19 protein-coding genes are annotated in these 15,703 nt (G+C 58.4%); 13 read left to right on the forward strand and 6 right to left on the reverse strand.

All coding sequences use genetic code 11. The features are described 5' to 3' along the window. Positions 1–96: 96 nt before the first annotated feature. From C2U68_RS06390 to C2U68_RS06405, 4 genes are all read right to left on the reverse strand, one after another. A complete protein-coding gene (locus C2U68_RS06390) occupies positions 97–1,401 on the reverse strand; it encodes an autotransporter outer membrane beta-barrel domain-containing protein (RefSeq protein ID WP_140911684.1) in 1,305 nt (434 codons plus the stop codon). Positions 1,402–1,722: 321 nt separating this feature from the next. Beyond that, a complete protein-coding gene (locus C2U68_RS06395) occupies positions 1,723–2,136 on the reverse strand; it encodes a hypothetical protein (RefSeq protein WP_140911685.1) in 414 nt (137 codons plus the stop codon). A 75-nt stretch (positions 2,137–2,211) separates the two neighbouring features. Further along, positions 2,212–3,822 (reverse strand): SagB/ThcOx family dehydrogenase, encoded by a 1,611-nt coding sequence (locus C2U68_RS06400; RefSeq protein ID WP_140911686.1) that lies wholly within the window; start codon positions 3,820–3,822, stop codon positions 2,212–2,214. 92 nt (positions 3,823–3,914) lie between these two features. Next, the gene (locus C2U68_RS06405; protein ID WP_140911687.1) at positions 3,915–4,187 is read right to left on the reverse strand and encodes a nitrogen fixation protein NifZ; all 273 of its coding nucleotides are present in this window, start codon (positions 4,185–4,187) and stop codon (positions 3,915–3,917) included. A 185-nt stretch (positions 4,188–4,372) separates the two neighbouring features. Between C2U68_RS06405 and C2U68_RS06410 the strand changes: the two genes are divergently transcribed. From C2U68_RS06410 to nifS, 3 genes are read left to right on the forward strand one after another with little or no spacing between them, the layout of a single operon-like run. After that, positions 4,373–4,729: a HesB/IscA family protein gene (locus tag C2U68_RS06410; protein ID WP_140911688.1), complete on the forward strand. Its 357-nt coding sequence runs from the start codon at positions 4,373–4,375 to the stop codon at positions 4,727–4,729. Between the two features lie 18 nt (positions 4,730–4,747). Next, positions 4,748–5,662 carry a Fe-S cluster assembly protein NifU gene (gene nifU / locus C2U68_RS06415; protein WP_140911689.1) on the forward strand — a complete coding sequence of 305 codons (915 nt, stop codon included), beginning with the start codon at positions 4,748–4,750 and terminating at the stop codon, positions 5,660–5,662. After that, positions 5,655–6,869 carry a cysteine desulfurase NifS gene (gene nifS, locus C2U68_RS06420; RefSeq protein WP_140911690.1) on the forward strand — a complete coding sequence of 405 codons (1,215 nt, stop codon included), beginning with the start codon at positions 5,655–5,657 and terminating at the stop codon, positions 6,867–6,869. The genes nifU and nifS overlap by 8 nt, the downstream gene beginning before the upstream one ends. A gap of 90 nt (positions 6,870–6,959) precedes the next feature. Here nifS and C2U68_RS06425 read toward each other — a convergent pair whose 3' ends face one another. Continuing rightward, the gene (locus C2U68_RS06425) at positions 6,960–7,841 is read right to left on the reverse strand and encodes a thermonuclease family protein (RefSeq protein WP_140911691.1); all 882 of its coding nucleotides are present in this window, start codon (positions 7,839–7,841) and stop codon (positions 6,960–6,962) included. Between the two features lie 313 nt (positions 7,842–8,154). Between C2U68_RS06425 and C2U68_RS06430 the strand changes: the two genes are divergently transcribed. After that, positions 8,155–8,961 (forward strand): GntR family transcriptional regulator, encoded by an 807-nt coding sequence (locus tag C2U68_RS06430; protein WP_140911692.1) that lies wholly within the window; start codon positions 8,155–8,157, stop codon positions 8,959–8,961. Here C2U68_RS06430 and C2U68_RS06435 read toward each other — a convergent pair. Further along, complete coding sequence (locus C2U68_RS06435) at positions 8,945–9,907, reverse strand: PfkB family carbohydrate kinase (protein ID WP_186289512.1); 963 nt, start codon at positions 9,905–9,907, stop codon at positions 8,945–8,947. The genes C2U68_RS06430 and C2U68_RS06435 overlap by 17 nt on opposite strands. A 68-nt stretch (positions 9,908–9,975) precedes the next feature. On the opposite strand from C2U68_RS06435, the gene C2U68_RS06440 reads away from it, so the two are divergent. The 9 genes from C2U68_RS06440 to C2U68_RS06470 all read left to right on the forward strand — a co-directional run bounded on the left by C2U68_RS06440 (position 9,976) and on the right by C2U68_RS06470 (position 15,702). Beyond that, entirely contained in the window at positions 9,976–10,860 is an 885-nt protein-coding gene (locus tag C2U68_RS06440; RefSeq protein ID WP_140911694.1) for a hypothetical protein, read from the forward strand. 14 nt (positions 10,861–10,874) lie between these two features. Beyond that, positions 10,875–11,681, forward strand: a complete 807-nt coding sequence (locus tag C2U68_RS06445; RefSeq protein WP_140911695.1) for a hypothetical protein — start codon at positions 10,875–10,877, stop codon at positions 11,679–11,681. Between the two features lie 434 nt (positions 11,682–12,115). Continuing rightward, on the forward strand, positions 12,116–13,240 hold the full coding sequence (gene nifV / locus C2U68_RS06450) for a homocitrate synthase (protein ID WP_140911696.1): 1,125 nt from the start codon (positions 12,116–12,118) through the stop codon (positions 13,238–13,240). A gap of 11 nt (positions 13,241–13,251) precedes the next feature. Further along, positions 13,252–13,419, forward strand: a complete 168-nt coding sequence (locus C2U68_RS21120) for a hypothetical protein (protein WP_186289513.1) — start codon at positions 13,252–13,254, stop codon at positions 13,417–13,419. Next, complete coding sequence (gene cysE, locus C2U68_RS06455) at positions 13,416–14,192, forward strand: serine O-acetyltransferase (protein WP_186289514.1); 777 nt, start codon at positions 13,416–13,418, stop codon at positions 14,190–14,192. Before C2U68_RS21120 ends, cysE begins: the two co-directional genes overlap by 4 nt. Then, complete coding sequence (locus tag C2U68_RS06460) at positions 14,192–14,716, forward strand: hypothetical protein (protein ID WP_140911697.1); 525 nt, start codon at positions 14,192–14,194, stop codon at positions 14,714–14,716. The genes cysE and C2U68_RS06460 overlap by 1 nt, the downstream gene beginning before the upstream one ends. Positions 14,717–14,787: 71 nt before the next feature. Beyond that, positions 14,788–14,910 (forward strand): hypothetical protein, encoded by a 123-nt coding sequence (locus tag C2U68_RS21540; protein WP_260839241.1) that lies wholly within the window; start codon positions 14,788–14,790, stop codon positions 14,908–14,910. 4 nt (positions 14,911–14,914) lie between these two features. Beyond that, complete coding sequence (gene nifW, locus C2U68_RS06465) at positions 14,915–15,229, forward strand: nitrogenase-stabilizing/protective protein NifW (RefSeq protein ID WP_140911698.1); 315 nt, start codon at positions 14,915–14,917, stop codon at positions 15,227–15,229. Then, complete coding sequence (locus C2U68_RS06470) at positions 15,226–15,702, forward strand: nitrogen fixation protein NifZ (RefSeq protein WP_140911699.1); 477 nt, start codon at positions 15,226–15,228, stop codon at positions 15,700–15,702. Before nifW ends, C2U68_RS06470 begins: the two co-directional genes overlap by 4 nt. The last annotated feature ends 1 nt before the right edge of the window (position 15,703 follow it).

A 15,703-nucleotide genomic window follows, 5' to 3' on the forward strand; every position in this document is an offset into this window, starting at 1 on the left:
TATCCGATCCGTTAGCGGCCGTTTGTTATGGTCGGGACGGTCGAGGTCTTTTCGGAAAGGTTGGCCTCGACTCAGTTTTGCGTTAATGGGCCTAACTCAAAATTGAATCTTTACTCCGCCGGAAACGATCTGGTTGCTGCCGTTTTCGATCAGTAACGCTTCGTAATCGACGAAGGCGGTAATGTTTTGCGGCAACAGCATCTGCACGCCGGTAGCCAGGTTGACCCAGTTGCGTTCGGGTGCCGCAGTTGTCAGTCCAATCAGTGGAATGCCGGCCAAAGAGGCATCGATTTGCCGCCTGCGGTTTTCGAATTCGTGGACCCATTCGGCCCGGAAACGGGGGATGAAGACGGTGTATAAGCTCGGCACGCTGAAGGCGCGACTGATTTCGGCGCCCATTGTCGTAGTGAACGAGTCTATGGTTTGGCCGTTCATACTGATTGTCGCGCTACCGCCGCTGTTCATGATGCCGCCGGTTTCCTGATAGCCGTCGATTTCGGTGTGGCTGTAATCGCCGCGGACGAAACCGCGTAAATTGAACCATTCCATTTGCGCTAGGTAACCGGCACCGAGGCTGGTGAAAAATTGGTCCGCGCCGTAGCTGGCAGCCGCACCGCTAATAGTTATGGAATTGTCAGCCAGTCCGGCGTTGACATTGCGCAGGGAATCAAACTCCAACCGACTATAACCGGCCATAACACTGACATAACTGTTGGCGGAAGGTGAGTAAACTAAAAATGGAGCGACCCGGTAGGCATCGGAGTTCAAATAGCCGCTATTCAAATTGAAGTCCCGGTCTGAGTGCAGATAGCCCAAAGACAGCCCCCCGGCAAATTGCTCGTCGAAACGGTAGTCCAGGATGGCGTTGGCGTGTTGGGTGTTGATGTCGAAGCCGGTTTGGCCGCGGGCGTCGTTGCGGTCGCCGAAGCCGCCGCCGCCGCTGATCGAAATACCGAATGGGCCTATATAGCCGTTGTCCCCACTTCCGTCGCCATGTTTCCTGCAGTCTTCCCGGCTTTTGGCTGATTGATTGGTGTCGTCGCAATCGTTTATACGCTGAATTCGATTGTTGATTTTTTTGACGAAATCGTAGGGTGATGAAATTGCAATCGACTCTGCTTGCATCGAGGCCTGAGGCGATAGTTGTTGAGCGGCTACGTCTGATGTGTTGCCGCTGCCGCACAAGGCGCCCAGAGGATTGGCGGTAAAGCAAGCGGCAGATATTGCCCGAAATACGGCTTGTTGGCCTAAGCTACCGTTAGCAATTGACGTGGTTGGTGGATTGAACGATCCGCCGCTAATGCCGCTATCTGCACCGCTCGGCTTTACCGCAGCGAGAGTCAATGTGAAGCAAGCCAGCAGAAGCTGGAAAATTTTTTTGAGCCAAGCGATGATATTCATGTTTCCCCCTTGACAAAAACTCAATCCGAAGAGTTGTGCCGGCTTATAGTAGCCCCGATTTGACGATTGTCAAACACTAATAATTTACGGTTTCAATTGTCCTATCGGGCTAGTTGTAGCGCGATGGATTAGCGAATACGAAGCAGGTGAAATGGCTGGCTTGAACGCTCGTGTGAATCGTGTTAGCCGGAAGTGGTTTGAGTGGATCGATTTGCCGAGAGGGGCAAATGGGTGGGACGGAAACGGAAGTAACCACCGTCCGTCGTTGATGAGATCTCGTCAATCCGCCGTCGGCGGATCGACGGCGGCAGGAAGCGATTATTACTCGGCGGAAGCCTCCCCTTCTATCAAATGCAGCGCCGGCGCTTGGGCCGCGAATACTTCGGCGGCCAATTCCAAGGGCTTGGTAAAGCCCGGTATGGCCGGAATTTTCCAGGCTTTGCCGACGAACTTGGCCAGGATGTTCTGCAGCCAGGGCCGATCGGATTGGGCGCGGTGCAAAATGAAGCGGTAGCTTTCGCCGTCGTTGAACACGGCAAAATCCTCCAATACCACGTCTATCGTGAAATCCTCGCCGTACAAACGGCTTTGCACATAGACCCTGCGCGCATCCAGATCGAAATTGAACTGGGTCAATTCGGCGATACCTTTCATGACGTGGTTGGCGACCCAAACGATCAGCGAGTTGGGCGTTATTTTGATGGCGAATCGGATTAAATTGGCTGCTAAGCTCATAGTGGGCCTTCAACGGTGGATGGAAGTAAGCCGATGATTCTAATCGCAATCGAACTGCTTGGCCGCCAATTATTTTTACACCTTGTCTGACGCGGAACTTTTGAGATGAGCATACGCCGGGAACGTCTGTAGGCGGCTGTCGTCCAGCGGCTCGCCGACGGTAAAGTGGTATAGGCTTTGCCAGTCGTTGTCTTTTAACCCCAGCACGCCGTGCACCGCGTCGTCGAAGAAGCAGCCGATGCCGGTGCCGCGCACGCCGGCCGCTTCCGCCTCCAAATACAAAATCTGGCCGAGCAGGCCGCATTCCCAAAACAGCCGGCGGTAGCGCCAAGCCTCGGCCGAGACGTTGTCGGCGAAGCGGGCCAGCATGCCCAGGCTGAAGGCGCTGTCGCTGGCAATCGGTTGGTGGCAGGACAAGGTTTTCGCCGCCTGACGCACGTTGCCGGCTTGCAGTCGGTACCACTCGAACGGGGCGTCGATGCGTTGCCAGTTGTAGTCTGTGGAACAGGCGGGGCGGATTTCTGCCAAGGCTTCCGTGCTGCGCGGCAGGAAATACAGGCCCGGTTCGAGGCCGTCGACGCGATGCACGAACAACACCAAATGCACCTGCGCCGGCCAGTTCCAGGCCGTGAACGGCGGCTTGGCGGCGGGGAGCAGCGCGGCGAGGATACGGTAAAAGTCGGCGAGCGGCAGCGGCGCCGATTTGCCGTTGAAATGTTGCGCGCTGCGGCGCTGGCGGATCAAACGGCTGGCGAGCTGGTCGTGGCTGACAGCGGGTAGCGAGGCGGCCGGTAATTCGAGCCGTTCCCGCAGCGTGGCGGGTTTGAGCGTGTGTTCGGCGACTTGGTCGATAATCGGCCAGCGGTAGAAGTGGCGGCCGCTCAAGCGTTTGGTGCTACCGAACCAGTCGGCGGACTGCAGCGCTTGCGACAAGGCCGGCCCGGAAAATTCACCCTCGGAGCCGGCACCGGTATCGATCCGGCACAACAGGTCCGGCGTTTCGCGCTCGTCAGCGACGAAGTCGCCGTCACGGTCCAAGCCGAGCCAGGCGCCGATTTCGGCGTCGCCGGTTTCGCTGAGCAATTCAACGTGCCAGCCCAGGCAGGCGGCGGCATAGCTCAACGCCGCCAGGGCATGGCCGATGTCGTGCTGGCAATAGCGGAATGCGCGTTCGCCGTATTTCCAGGCTTCGCGCCAATGGATGGACGACAAGCCAACGTACAAGCCGGCCGGCAAACCGGCGGCATCGAACCGGCAGCGCCGTTCCAGAAGGTGGTCGTGGCTGACGTAATGGTACACGCCCGGCGCCAATACCTCCGGGGCCGTGCTGAGCAGATAGGCTTCGGTCGGATGCAAATTGCCGCTGGACGGGTTGCAGCGCAAGGCCCAGCGGTCCGGGCCGAATTGCTTCCAAGCGGACAGGCCGAAACTGAGTTCCAGTAACAAGCCGAGATTGGAGACATTTAGCGGTTGAACGGGAATCAGCCCCGGCGCATCCAGCTCGGCGAACTTGCAGTCCAATTCCGCACCTGGCTGTGGTAAAGCCGACGTTTCGCAGCCGTCGAACCGGCGGAACGGACTGGGCTGGTCGTCCCAGTCCAGCGATGCCGGGCCTTTGGCGTAAGCATTCAGTTGATGTTTGGTGCGCTGGTGGTACGCAAGTACCTGTTGGGAGTCGTCGCTCATAGCCTGTTGGTGCGAAATTGGGTGGGGCAGGGACTGGCGGCGTTGCGAAGAGGCATTGCAGCCGGGTGTCCCGCCGGTTAGTCGCGCGTGTATCAATGCGTCGTTACCGGCTCCAGGTCCGGAGCGATCAGGTCTTCGGTCCAGCAACCGATCGGCCGACCCAAATTCAGTTCGCTGTCTTCAAAGCGTACCAAAAAAACGGTCAGCCCCGGGTCTTCTTCGACATGGCCTTTCATAACGATGACGCCGCGCGCTCCGGCTTCGGCCAGTATCGCACCTTCTTCGCTGTACGGCATGCTGCCGTCGTCGATAATCGTATGCGCTGCGTACACGACGTCGCCCAAATCCAAGTCTTCTACGTTCATTCTGTACTCCTGTGAGTGGTTTGTAGCAAAGCCGACAAAATGTTGGGAAACGGCTTGCCGATCAGGGATGGCCTGCACGCTGTTGCTAGTTTTTTCAATAGCTTAAGCTGGGGAATCGCGCATGGCATGCTGGTTGCTTGAACGAGTTACAAGATCAATGCCAACCCGTTTCAGGAGACTTATCCATGATTACCCTTACCGAAAGCGCGATAAAAGCCGTGGGCCGTTTTATCAGCAGTTCCGACAAGCCCACCGGCGGTTTGCGCATCGAAGTGACCGACGGCGGCTGTTCCGGCCTGTCTTACGGCCTGCGCCTGGAAGCGAAAGAAAGCGAAGCCGATACCGTGATCGACTGCGGCGAAGTCAAAGTCTTCGTCGACCCGTTGAGCATGCCCAAGTTGGACGGCATGTCTATCGATTTCGTCGATAGCCTGGAAGGTTCAGGCTTTAAATTTACCAATCCCAACGCGGTGAAAAGCTGCGCCTGCGGTTCGTCGTTTACCACCGGCGACAACGGCGGCGCCCCTAAATCCTGTTCTTAAGTTTGCGAGGTTATTGCCATGTGGGATTATTCAGAAAAAGTTAAAGACCATTTCTTCAACCCGAAAAATGCCGGTGCGGTCGCCGGGGCCAATGCGATTGGCGAAGTGGGTTCCATCAGTTGCGGCGACGCTTTGCGGCTGACCTTGAAAGTCAACGAAGACACCGAAGTCATCGAAGACGCCGGCTTTCAAACCTTCGGCTGCGGCTCGGCGATTGCGTCGTCGTCGGTGTTGACCGAAATCATCAAAGGCATGACGCTGGACGAGGCCTTGAAAGTCACCAACCAGGACATCGCCGCCGAACTGGACGGCCTGCCGCCGGAAAAAATGCACTGCTCGGTAATGGGCCGCGAAGCGCTGCAAGCCGCCGTCGCCAACTATCGCGGTGAAGAGTGGAAAGACGACCATGAAGAAGGCGCGCTGATCTGCAAATGCTTCGGTATCGATGCAGCAATGATCGAAGAGATGGTGTGGGCCAACAAGCTGCGTACCGTCGAGGACGTCACCAACTTCACCAAAGCCGGCGGCGGTTGCGCTTCCTGCCATGAAGACATCGAAGGCCTCCTGGAAAAAGTGTTGAAAGAACGCGGCGAAAGCTTCGATCCGAACGCGGTTCCGGTCGCCAAACCGGCGCCGGTGGTAGCGGAGAAAGGACCGATGACCAATCTGCAGCGGATCAAGAAAATCGAGGAAGTGATCATGTCGTTCCGGCCGCAATTGATGGCCGACGGCGGCGACGTCGAGTTGGTGGAAGTGGTCGACAAGACTGCTTACGTCAACATGACCGGCGCCTGCAACGGCTGCCAAATGTCGGCGATGACCATCGCCGGTATTCAGCAACGCCTGATCGAAGTGATGGGCGAGTTCATCAAAGTCGTGCCGGCGTCGCAAATGCCGAAACTGGTGAATATCCAGGAGGCCGGTCATGCCTGATATCTATCTGGATAACAACGCCACGACCAAGGTGGACCGGGCCGTCGTCGATGCGATGATCCCCTATTTCACCGAATACTTCGGCAACCCGTCGTCGATTCACCGCTTCGCCGACGGCGTGGCGCGGGCGATCAAGAAGGCCCGCAGTCAAGTGCAGGAATTGCTGGGCGCGGAGCACGATTCGGAGATTATTTTTACCTCCTGCGGCACCGAATCCGATTCGACCGCGATTTTGTCGGCGATCAAATGCCAGCCCAACCGCAAGGAAATCATCACCACGGCGGTGGAGCATCCGGCGATTTTGAATCTGGTCGATAACCTGGAAAAAGAAGGTTACACCATCCACCGGCTGCCGGTGGACAAGCGCGGCCGGATTAATCTGGAAGCCTATCAGGCCATGCTGTCGGATAAGGTTGCCATCGTTTCGGTGATGTGGGCCAACAACGAAACCGGCACCATTTTCCCGGTCGAGAAAATGGCCGAGATGGCCAATGCTGCCGGCGTGATGTTCCATACCGATGCGGTGCAGGCGGTCGGCAAGATTCCGATGATGTTGCAGGATACCAAGATCGACATGCTCAGTCTGTCCGGCCACAAACTGCACGCGCCGAAAGGTATCGGCGTGTTGTATCTGCGCCGCGGTACCCGCTTCCGGCCCTTGCTGCGCGGCGGCCACCAGGAGCGCGGCCGCCGGGCCGGCACCGAGAACACCGCCTCCATCGTCGGTTTGGGCGTGGCCTGCGAACTGGCGCTGCAGCACATGGAGTTCGAGAACACCCAAGTCAAGGCCATGCGCGACAAGCTGGAGCAAGGCGTGGTCGAGGCGATTCCGCATTGCTTCATTACCGGCGACTTGAACAACCGCTTGCCGAATACTACCGACATTGCTTTCGAATACATCGAAGGCGAGGCGATCCTGATGCTGCTGAACAAGGCCGGCATTGCCGCGTCGAGCGGCTCGGCCTGTACTTCCGGCTCGCTGGAACCGTCGCACGTGATGCGGGCGATGGACATCCCTTACACCGCCGCCCACGGCACCATCCGCTTCTCGTTCTCGCGTTACAACACCATGAGCGAAGTGGACGAGGTGTTGAAAGTGATGCCGACCATCGTTGCCAACCTGCGCAAGCTGTCGCCGTACTGGGACAGTATCAACAACTGCCCGGTGGCCGACCCCGAGCAAGCCTTCCAGCCGACCTACGCCTGACGGCGAATACCGCGACACCGCTTTGATCGGCGGTGTTGCGGCGGCTTCGCCAAGCTTCTGCCCCGTCCCAACTCGTTTGGAGACGCCGATTTATTTGGAAACGAACTCCACCGTATTCAAGTCCACCTGAATTCTGATCTGGTTGTTGATCTGTTCCAGAGCCTGGCTGAGCCGGGTTTTGACCTGGCCGCCGTGGAGGGCGCGCACCAGGAACTGGTCGTCTTCGCCGCTACGTGCGGCCAGGAAGTTGTCCAGGTCGCGGCCGGGTTCGAATTCGCCGCCGACCCAGCGCAGGGCGTCCACGCAGCGACGGAAGATTTTGGGGTAGACCAGCACGCCGGTTTCGGGGCCGAGGTCGTCCAGTGTGGAGACGGTGAAACGCTTGCTGCGATCCAGTCGCCAGATGCCCCGCCGTGCGGTTTTGGCTTGTTGGTAGGCGGCGATCAGCCGGGTCTGGCTGTCGAAGGACAGGCCGCCGGAGTACAGGCCCAGGTAGGCGAGACCGTTGGCGACAGCGTGAAAATTGTAGGTTTTGCCGAGCAGGGCTTTGGTCAGTTTCACGTCCGCGCCGTCCTTGATCTTCTGCCGCGGCAACACAAAGGCGATGGGTCGGCCGTGGCCCTCGAAGCCGTCGCACAGTATCGCCGCCTCGGTTTCCCAGGCGAAGCCGCTGGGGGCGACCGTCCAGTCCCAGCCGGCGGGGTCGACGCCCAGCCATTCCAGCAGACCGTTGCGGCTTTCCAGTCCGTGCGGTTGTTCGGCGCCGCCGTAGTGCAGCTCCGGCGTGTCTATCGCTTGAAAGCGCAATTGGTAACTTTCCTCGCCGCCGGCCTCGCTGGGCTGAGCGAAGCGGGGCAGCCCCTGGAACAAGGTCATGTCGTCGGCGATGAAACGCATGCTGTCGCCGTCCGGCGATTGCCGTTGCCGCACGACGAGACGGCCTTTGATGTAGCGGTAATATCCTAATGACATGCTGACCTCGCTGCTGGGTTCGCGGCCGGTACGCTCGGTGCCCGGCCTGGTGGCTGGATGGGGCGTGCGGCCCGGATCATGCGCCGATTTCGGCCGGCCGGCAAATTTTTTGGGCAGGTTGAGGCGCAATCCCCTCAGTTGAGCGGTGCGTTATGTCGGGTGGATTTATATTGTCTCGACCATCGTGCGCACAAATTCCGGACGAATCCACTTGCCGGTAATGGGGTGAGGTGTCTTGGGCTAACAGGCCTAACTCGGATGTTCTGTGCTAATCTGCCCGGTATCGAAGCGCTGCCGCCTGCATTGTCCGTCTATGAATCAAAGCCGATCCTCTGTCAAACCGCAACCTCAAGCGGCCAACGACAGCACCGCCTTTATCGACAAAATCCGCCCCGACAGTGGCGTTGCCGAACCGGTTTATAAACAGTTGTTGCGCCGCATCGTGCAATTGATCGAGTCAGGCGAGCTCGGCGACGGCTTTAGCTTGCCATCCGAGCGGGCCCTGGCCGAAGCGCTGGCTTTGAGTCGCACCACCGTCCGCCGCTGCTATGAAGAATTGCGGGCGCAAGACCATATCGATACCCATGGCCGCGCCGGGGTGACGGTAAAAGCGGCGCCGCAACGGATCGCGCCGGAAATGGGGCGGTTGAAGGGTTTTACCGAAGAAATGCGCGAACTCGGTATGGTGGCGTCGACCCGGATTTTGGAGCAGGGCATCGTCGAGGACCGTACCATTGCCTCGATCTTCAATCGGCCGGCATCCAACCGTTTTTTTAGAATTGTGCGTTTGCGTCTGGGCGATGGCAATCCGATGTCGCGCGAAGTCGCTTGGTACGATTTGACCCCGGCGCCGGATTTCGCGCAATGGAACGGCGACGGTTCCGCTTACCAATTTTTACAGGAACGCTGCGGTTTGAGCTTGCAACGCGCCGACCAGACCATCGAAGCCGTCATCTGCAATCAGGCGGAAATGCGGGTATTCGGTTTCGAACAGCCCGGCCCTTGTTTGCTGCTGAAGCGAAAAACCTATACCGACCAGGGCACGATGGTCGAGTACGTCGAAGGCACCTTTCGCGGCGACGCCTATACCTATCGGGTCGAGCTCAAAATGCCCGGCTGATCCGTCGAATCCCAGGCGCAGGCCGGCTAGCCATAAACGCTGTCAGTGCTGCATTGTCCGGCAAATGCGCCAAAACCCCGTCGCGCTCGGCGATATAGGCGCCGCAAGCATTGGCGGCAAGCAGGGCGTGCTCGGGCGGGTAACGATCCTGCGCCCACAGCCATCCGGCGCTGAACGCATCGCCGGCGCCGGTGGCGTCGCGCACATCGACCGGCCAGGCCGCGACGTGGATTACTTCCTGCCGCCCCAGTGCGACGCAGCCTTGGTCTCCCAGCGTCACGATCAACCAATCGCCTTGCCAAGCGATGGTATCGGCCATTGCCGGGAGCAACTCCAGCCACCGTTCCGCCGATAAAGTCAGCCAGGCACCGTAATCGGCAAACAGCGCCGCCGCTTCGGCGGCGTTGACGATCATCGTGTCGGTAAGCGCAAGCAATTCCGACGTAATCGGCCGCCACGGCGACGGATTCAGCACCGTGTAACTGCCGAGCCGGCGCGCCGCCGAAAATGCCGCCAAGACCGATTCCAGCGGGATTTCCAGTTGGGCGTAAACCCGGCGCGGACGCGACTGGTCCAAGGCGTCGCAAACCATAGCCGGAGTGAGGTGAGCATTGGCGCCGGGGAACACGGCGATGACATTATCGCCGCGGGCGTCGATCAAGCCCACGCCGTAGCCGGATTGCGCGGCGCAAACAATTACCCAGCGCGTATCAAGCCCCATCTGCGACAACTCTGCGCTAATTTGCCGGCCGCCGTTGTCGTCGCCGACCGGCAGCAGTAATGCCGTTTCAGCCGCCAGGGCGTGCAAAGCCACGCCGACGTTCAAGCCTTTGCCGCCATGTTCCGACCAATAACCTGCGGCCAGCAACGATTGGCCGGCTGCCGGTAAATCCGGAACTTGTAAACAATTGGCCTGCACATAGCTGCCTAAAACCAGCGTTAGCATGAAGCGTCCTGACGGAGTTAAAAAAGCCAATAGCCTAAAGCCAAACGCCGACAGACGCACGGTAATATTTGGTATTGTTTTGGTATCCATATGGTATTACACTCCCGGCCGACGGTGGCTGGAGGCAGCGCATCGCATTTTCTGAGAATTTCGGAGCGATCATGAATCGATTTCATTACACGACATTGGCGTGCTTGCTGGTCACAAGCTCTTCCGCCTGGTCTTACTCAACTTCCGTCGAAACCGGTGCCAGTGCGGGTTTCTCGTCCGGACGGTCTCTGGCGAGCGACTTGAACACCGACAGCCATATCGACCAGGACTCTTTCACCTCGGCATCCGCGAGCATCGACGGCTATTCTGCCAGTGCGTTCGCCTCTGCCGGTGTCGGCGTGTTGAAGGCTTATGCGGGGGCCAACATCGAAAAAGGGGCGCTGGATTCGACCAGCTACGCCAAGTCGCTCTTTAGCGACACCATCAAAATTAGCGGATCCGGCGCTGCGCGGTCGACTCAAATCGTGCTGAATTTTCGGGTGGAGGGCGGCATCAGCGGTATCGGTGCAGCCAGCGGTTTCATCAACTTCGCCGGCGGCAATATTACCTTTGCGCACAACTACTACAGCGCGCCTGTATATACCTGCGGCACCGGCGCATGCGATGGCGTCTCGGTCTTTTGGGTTCCCACCAATACCGAACTCGCGATTAGCGGCTTACTACAGGTAGCGGCGACAGCGGATGGCTACGGCGGATTGTTCGACCCAAAGAAACGACACGCGGAAACCGATTTCAGCCATACCGCGCGGACCTTCATCAGCGTGCTGGATCCCAATTATTCGTTGAGCAGCCAAAGCGGATACAGCTATGCAGCGGTGCCGCTGCCGGCCGCGACCTGGCTGTTCGTTAGTGGTTTGGGCTTGCTGGGTTTTGGCAAGCGTCGCTCAAATTTGGCCGGTTAAGCCGGGAGGGAATCATGAACAGAATCTATTGCTTGGTAATGGCGAGTTTGCTATCGGTCAGCACTTCGGCGACGGCCTATTCGACTTCGGTCGAAGCCAGTGCCAGTGCGGCAAACGGTGTGGACAGCGAATTGAATGTCGATGCACATGTGGATTTGCCCGCGGTGGCATCGGCACTGGCAACTTACGAAGGCTATGCCGCCAGCGCTTTTGCCTCGGCGAATGCCGGGGTGTTGAAAGCCTACGCTGCGGCCAGCGTAGAGAGCGGAACGTCAACTTCCGCTGCATTTGCTAAATCGATCTTTAGCGACACCATCAGGTTAAATGGATCCAGCAATCTGCGGTTTGTGCAGGTTTTGCTCAATTTTCGTGTCGAGGGCGGCATTAGCGGTCCCGGCGGCGCATCCGGATTCGTCGAACTTGGCGGTAGTCAAGGCAAAATTGACTTTGCGCAATCGTACTACTCTGCGCCTGCCTTTACCTGCGGCACCTGGTCGGGCGACACCGGGGCTTGCGACGGTACGGCTATCTTTTCCCTGCGTACCAATACCGATATTTCGATAAGCGGATTACTGAGCGTTGCTGCCGGAGCCGATGGTTACCTCGGTTTGTTCGATCCATTCAGGAAGCGCTCGCAAGTTGACTTCAGCCATACCGCGCGCACCTTTATCAGCGTGCTCGATCCAAATTACCAATTGACCAGTCAAAGCGGCTATAGCTATGCACCGGTGCCCCTGCCGCCGGCCTTGGCATTGTTCGCCGTCGGTCTGGCGGCTATTGCGCCTAAGCGTCGGTTGGCAAGCATTTCGCGGCCGGTTTAGCGTTCGGCTGGTAGATGGCGTTCGCTCTGGCGCGGCTCGCAGCCTACGCTTAAAGAAACACGATACCAGCCGCAGTCTCATCTTTGGGTTGCGATACGACGTTTACCATACCCTCTCGGGGCGCCAAGCACGGTGCTTGGCGGCCCCGTCTCTCACGGTTCCATTTCACATCGATTGAGCCAGCGCGTATTGATGCGGCTGGATCAATGGCCGGACTCGGCCTAATCAGGCGGTGCCGCCAACTTCATTAGCCATTGTAGGGTTTCCGACAATGTGTTTTTTCGATTCCGGTTTTTCTTGTCGTTATCCTGCCAAACCGCAGTTGCCAAAGCCGCAAAACCCTGGTTTCCGGCAGTTGGCAAGTGTTTTGCATTATCTCTGACAAAGGCGTTACCCCAGCAAAACCGCAATCGACGTTCCGCCAGAGGTGAAGAATGCAAGCTCAAAACCGACAAATCATCATCGACGACACCACGTTGCGCGACGGCGAACAGTCGGCCGGCGTGGTGTTTTCGCTGGAGGAAAAGCTGGCGATTGCGCAACGGCTGGCGGCGTTGGGCGTGCCGGAACTGGAAATTGGCATCCCGGCGATGGGCGGCCAGGAACGGGCCGAAATCGAAGCCATTGCGGCGCTGAACTTGCCCTGCAATCTGCTGGTGTGGTCGCGGATGCGCGACGACGACCTGCAACATTGTCTGGGCTTGGGTGTCGGCATGGTGGATTTGTCGATATCCGCGTCGGACCAGCATATCCAACACAAATTGAAACAAAGCCGGGCCTGGGTGTTAGCCACTATCGACCGCTGCGTCAAAGCCGCAATCGACGCCGGCTTGCAGGTCTGCGTCGGTGCCGAAGACGCCTCCCGCGCCGATAGCGATTTCCTGGCGCAAATGGCCGAAGCCGCGCAAAGCGCCGGTGCGATTCGGATTCGTTTTGCCGACACGGTCGGCATCATGGAGCCGTTCGGCACCTTCGAAGCGATCCGCAAGCTGCGCAGCGTCACCGATATGGATATCGAGATGCACGCCCACGACGATCTGGGCTTGGCGACCGCCAACAGTCTGGCCGCCGCCTTTGCCGGCGCCACTCACTTGAATACCACCGTCAACGGCCTGGGCGAACGGGCCGGCAACGCCGCGCTGGAAGAAGTCGTGGTCGGCCTGAAACAACTGTACGGCTTCGAAACCGGCGTCGATCTGCGCAATTTCCCGGAATTGTCCCATCAGGTGGCGACCGCCTCCGGCGACACCATCGGCAGCCGTAAAAGCCTGATCGGCCGCGACGTATTCAGCCACGAAGCCGGCATTCATGTCGACGGTTTGCTGAAAGACCCCAACAACTACCAGGGTGTCGATCCGGCCTTGGTTGGCCGCAGCCACCGGCTAGTGTTGGGCAAGCATTCCGGCAGCCAGGGCGTGATGCATGCCTATCGGCAATTGGGGATCCAGATTAACCGCTGGCAGGCCGGCCGCTTGCTGCCGCTGATTCGCGAGTTTGTCAGCCTGCATAAACGCGAACCGCAATCCACCGATTTGAACCAGTTTTTACACAGCCTATAGCGAGGTGTGCGATGAGTAGTAACCGCCAACAATCTGTCGTTAAAACCGCAAACAAAGTCGAAGCGCCCGCCACCAATCCGGCGCAACGCGAGCTGCCGGACGAGCGCTATCCGGGTACGTTTTTCCGGGTGCCGGGCGTGCCGATGCCGGGTAAAACCACCTGGAGCTTGGCAAAATGATGCTGTTCTCGCCGTCGCGGCTTGCGCCCAAACCCAGCCTTTGGCAGGACTGGCGGGAAGACGTGGCGTGCGTTTTCGCCCGCGATCCGGCGGCCCGCAATGTCTTCGAAGTGTTGTTCGCCTATCCCGGCGTACACGCCGTGCTGATCTATCGGGTTACCCACCGGCTGTGGCTGGCGGAGTGGAAATTTGCGGCGCGGTTTCTGGCCGCGTTCGGCCGCTGGTTGACCAACGTCGATATCCATCCCGGCGCGACCATAGGCAAACGCTTTTTCATCGACCACGGCGCCTGTGTCGTGATCGGCGAGACCGCCGAAATCGGCAACGACGTGACCATGTACCACGGCGTGACACTGGGCGGCACCACTTGGCATAAAACCAAACGCCATCCTACGCTGGGCAACAACGTGCTGGTCGGTGCCGGCGCCAAGATTCTGGGTGCAATCACGCTGGGCGATAACGTCCGGGTCGGCGCCAACTCGGTGGTGGTCAAGGACGTGCCGCCGTGCTGCACCGTGATCGGCATTCCGGGACGGATCATTCAGCAAAAAGGCGTCAAGATTCAAGACCCGCGCGGCATCGATTTGGACCACCACCTGGTACCGGACCCGATCGGCAAGGCCATCAACTGCCTGGTCGAACGCCTGGATGAGCTGGAGCACAATCAAAAGCGTTTCGTCGTCGCCGAAGACACGTGCGGCAGTTGCGAAGCGGAAGGCGTCTGCCACGGCGACGAAGTCGTGCAATTGAAACAGGCGGCAGGTGGCAAGTAATGGATTTGCTGCAGTTCGAAGCCGAGGATTTGTACTACGAGCAGGAAGACAGCCCGGAAGTCCAGGAATTGATCAAGTACGCCTCCGAGCGTTACGCCACCGGCGAAGCCGAGTTGCCGCTGCTGCAAGCTTACTTGCGGGCACCGGAATCGTTAAATGTGCTGGTGTCGTTGAACCGGTTTTATTACTACCAGCATCGGCTGCAGGAAGCCTTGCTGATCTCCGAGAAAGCCTTGGTGCTGATCCGGCCCGGCATCGGTTTCCCGGCAGACTGGCGAGACGTAAACCTCGGCTTGATCAGCGACGCGCCGAAAGAGTTGTTGACCCGAATCAGGTTGTATCTGTTTACCTTGAAATCGATCGGTTTTTTGAATATGCGGCTGGAAAATCTGGAGTTGGCCAAAGCCATTTTCGAAAAACTGGTGGAGTTGGACGACATGGACCGGATCGGCGCTAAGGGCTTATTGGAAATGGTGGTCCGGCGCCAGGAAGCCGATGAAGGGATTTTCCGCTTGTTCGGGTGAAGCCGCCCGATAAATGAACCCAACCGCGATGGGCGTCGCCCGTCCGCACAATTAACCCGAAGGTGATTGCCATGAAAAAACAACTGAAGTCCGATCCGTTTCTAGCCCAGACTGCGGTAATGCTGGTGGTGTTGTTAGTGGTGTATGCGCTGGGCGAACAGCCCGCCCACCTGGATCACCTGATGATGAGGTAACGAGATGACTTTTTTGGAAGAAATGGAAGAAATGGAATCGGCCGAAGACTTTATGGTGTATTTCGGCCTGGAATACGACGCGACCGTGGTTCACGTCAACCGGCTGCATATCCTGCAACGGTTCCACGACTATCTGAGTCAGGCCAGCGACAACATGCCGGATGACGAAGATGCTTTGCGCGAGATTTATAAAAAATTGCTGCAGCGGGCTTACAGCGATTTCGTCGAGTCGGATGCCCAGACCGAAAAGGTGTTCAAGGTGTTCAAGATGATGGAACCGCAAACCGTATTCGTTTCCTTGGGCGACATTAAGACATGATTGAAGAACGCTATGACGAAGAACGGTTCGAGTTCGGCGAGGCGGTGCGGGTTACCCGCAACGTGCGCAACGACGGGACTTATCCGGGCCGGGAAATCGGCGATCTGCTGATCCGCCGCGGTAGCGTCGGTCACGTCATCGAAGTCGGTACCTTTTTGCAGGACCAGGTAATCTACACGGTACATTTTCTGGACCACGGCAAAATGATCGGCTGCCGAGCCGAAGAACTGATTCCGGCTGAAGCGCCCTGGAATCCGAGTCGGTTTGAATTTCGCGATAAAGTCAGGTGCAACCGCGATTTACCGACTGCCGATGGCGTGATAGCCTCCGGTACCGAAGGCGAAGTAATGAAAATACTGCGCGACCGTGAACCCTTGCTGTACCACGTGCGCTTTCCGGGTAAGACCATGCAGGTCCCGGAAGCCGTATTGGACCCCGCCGATCCGGCCAACTTTCGCGAACCGGAGGAGTAGC

Source organism: Methylomonas koyamae (genome assembly GCF_006483455.1).
Lineage (GTDB): Bacteria > Pseudomonadota > Gammaproteobacteria > Methylococcales > Methylomonadaceae > Methylomonas > Methylomonas koyamae_B.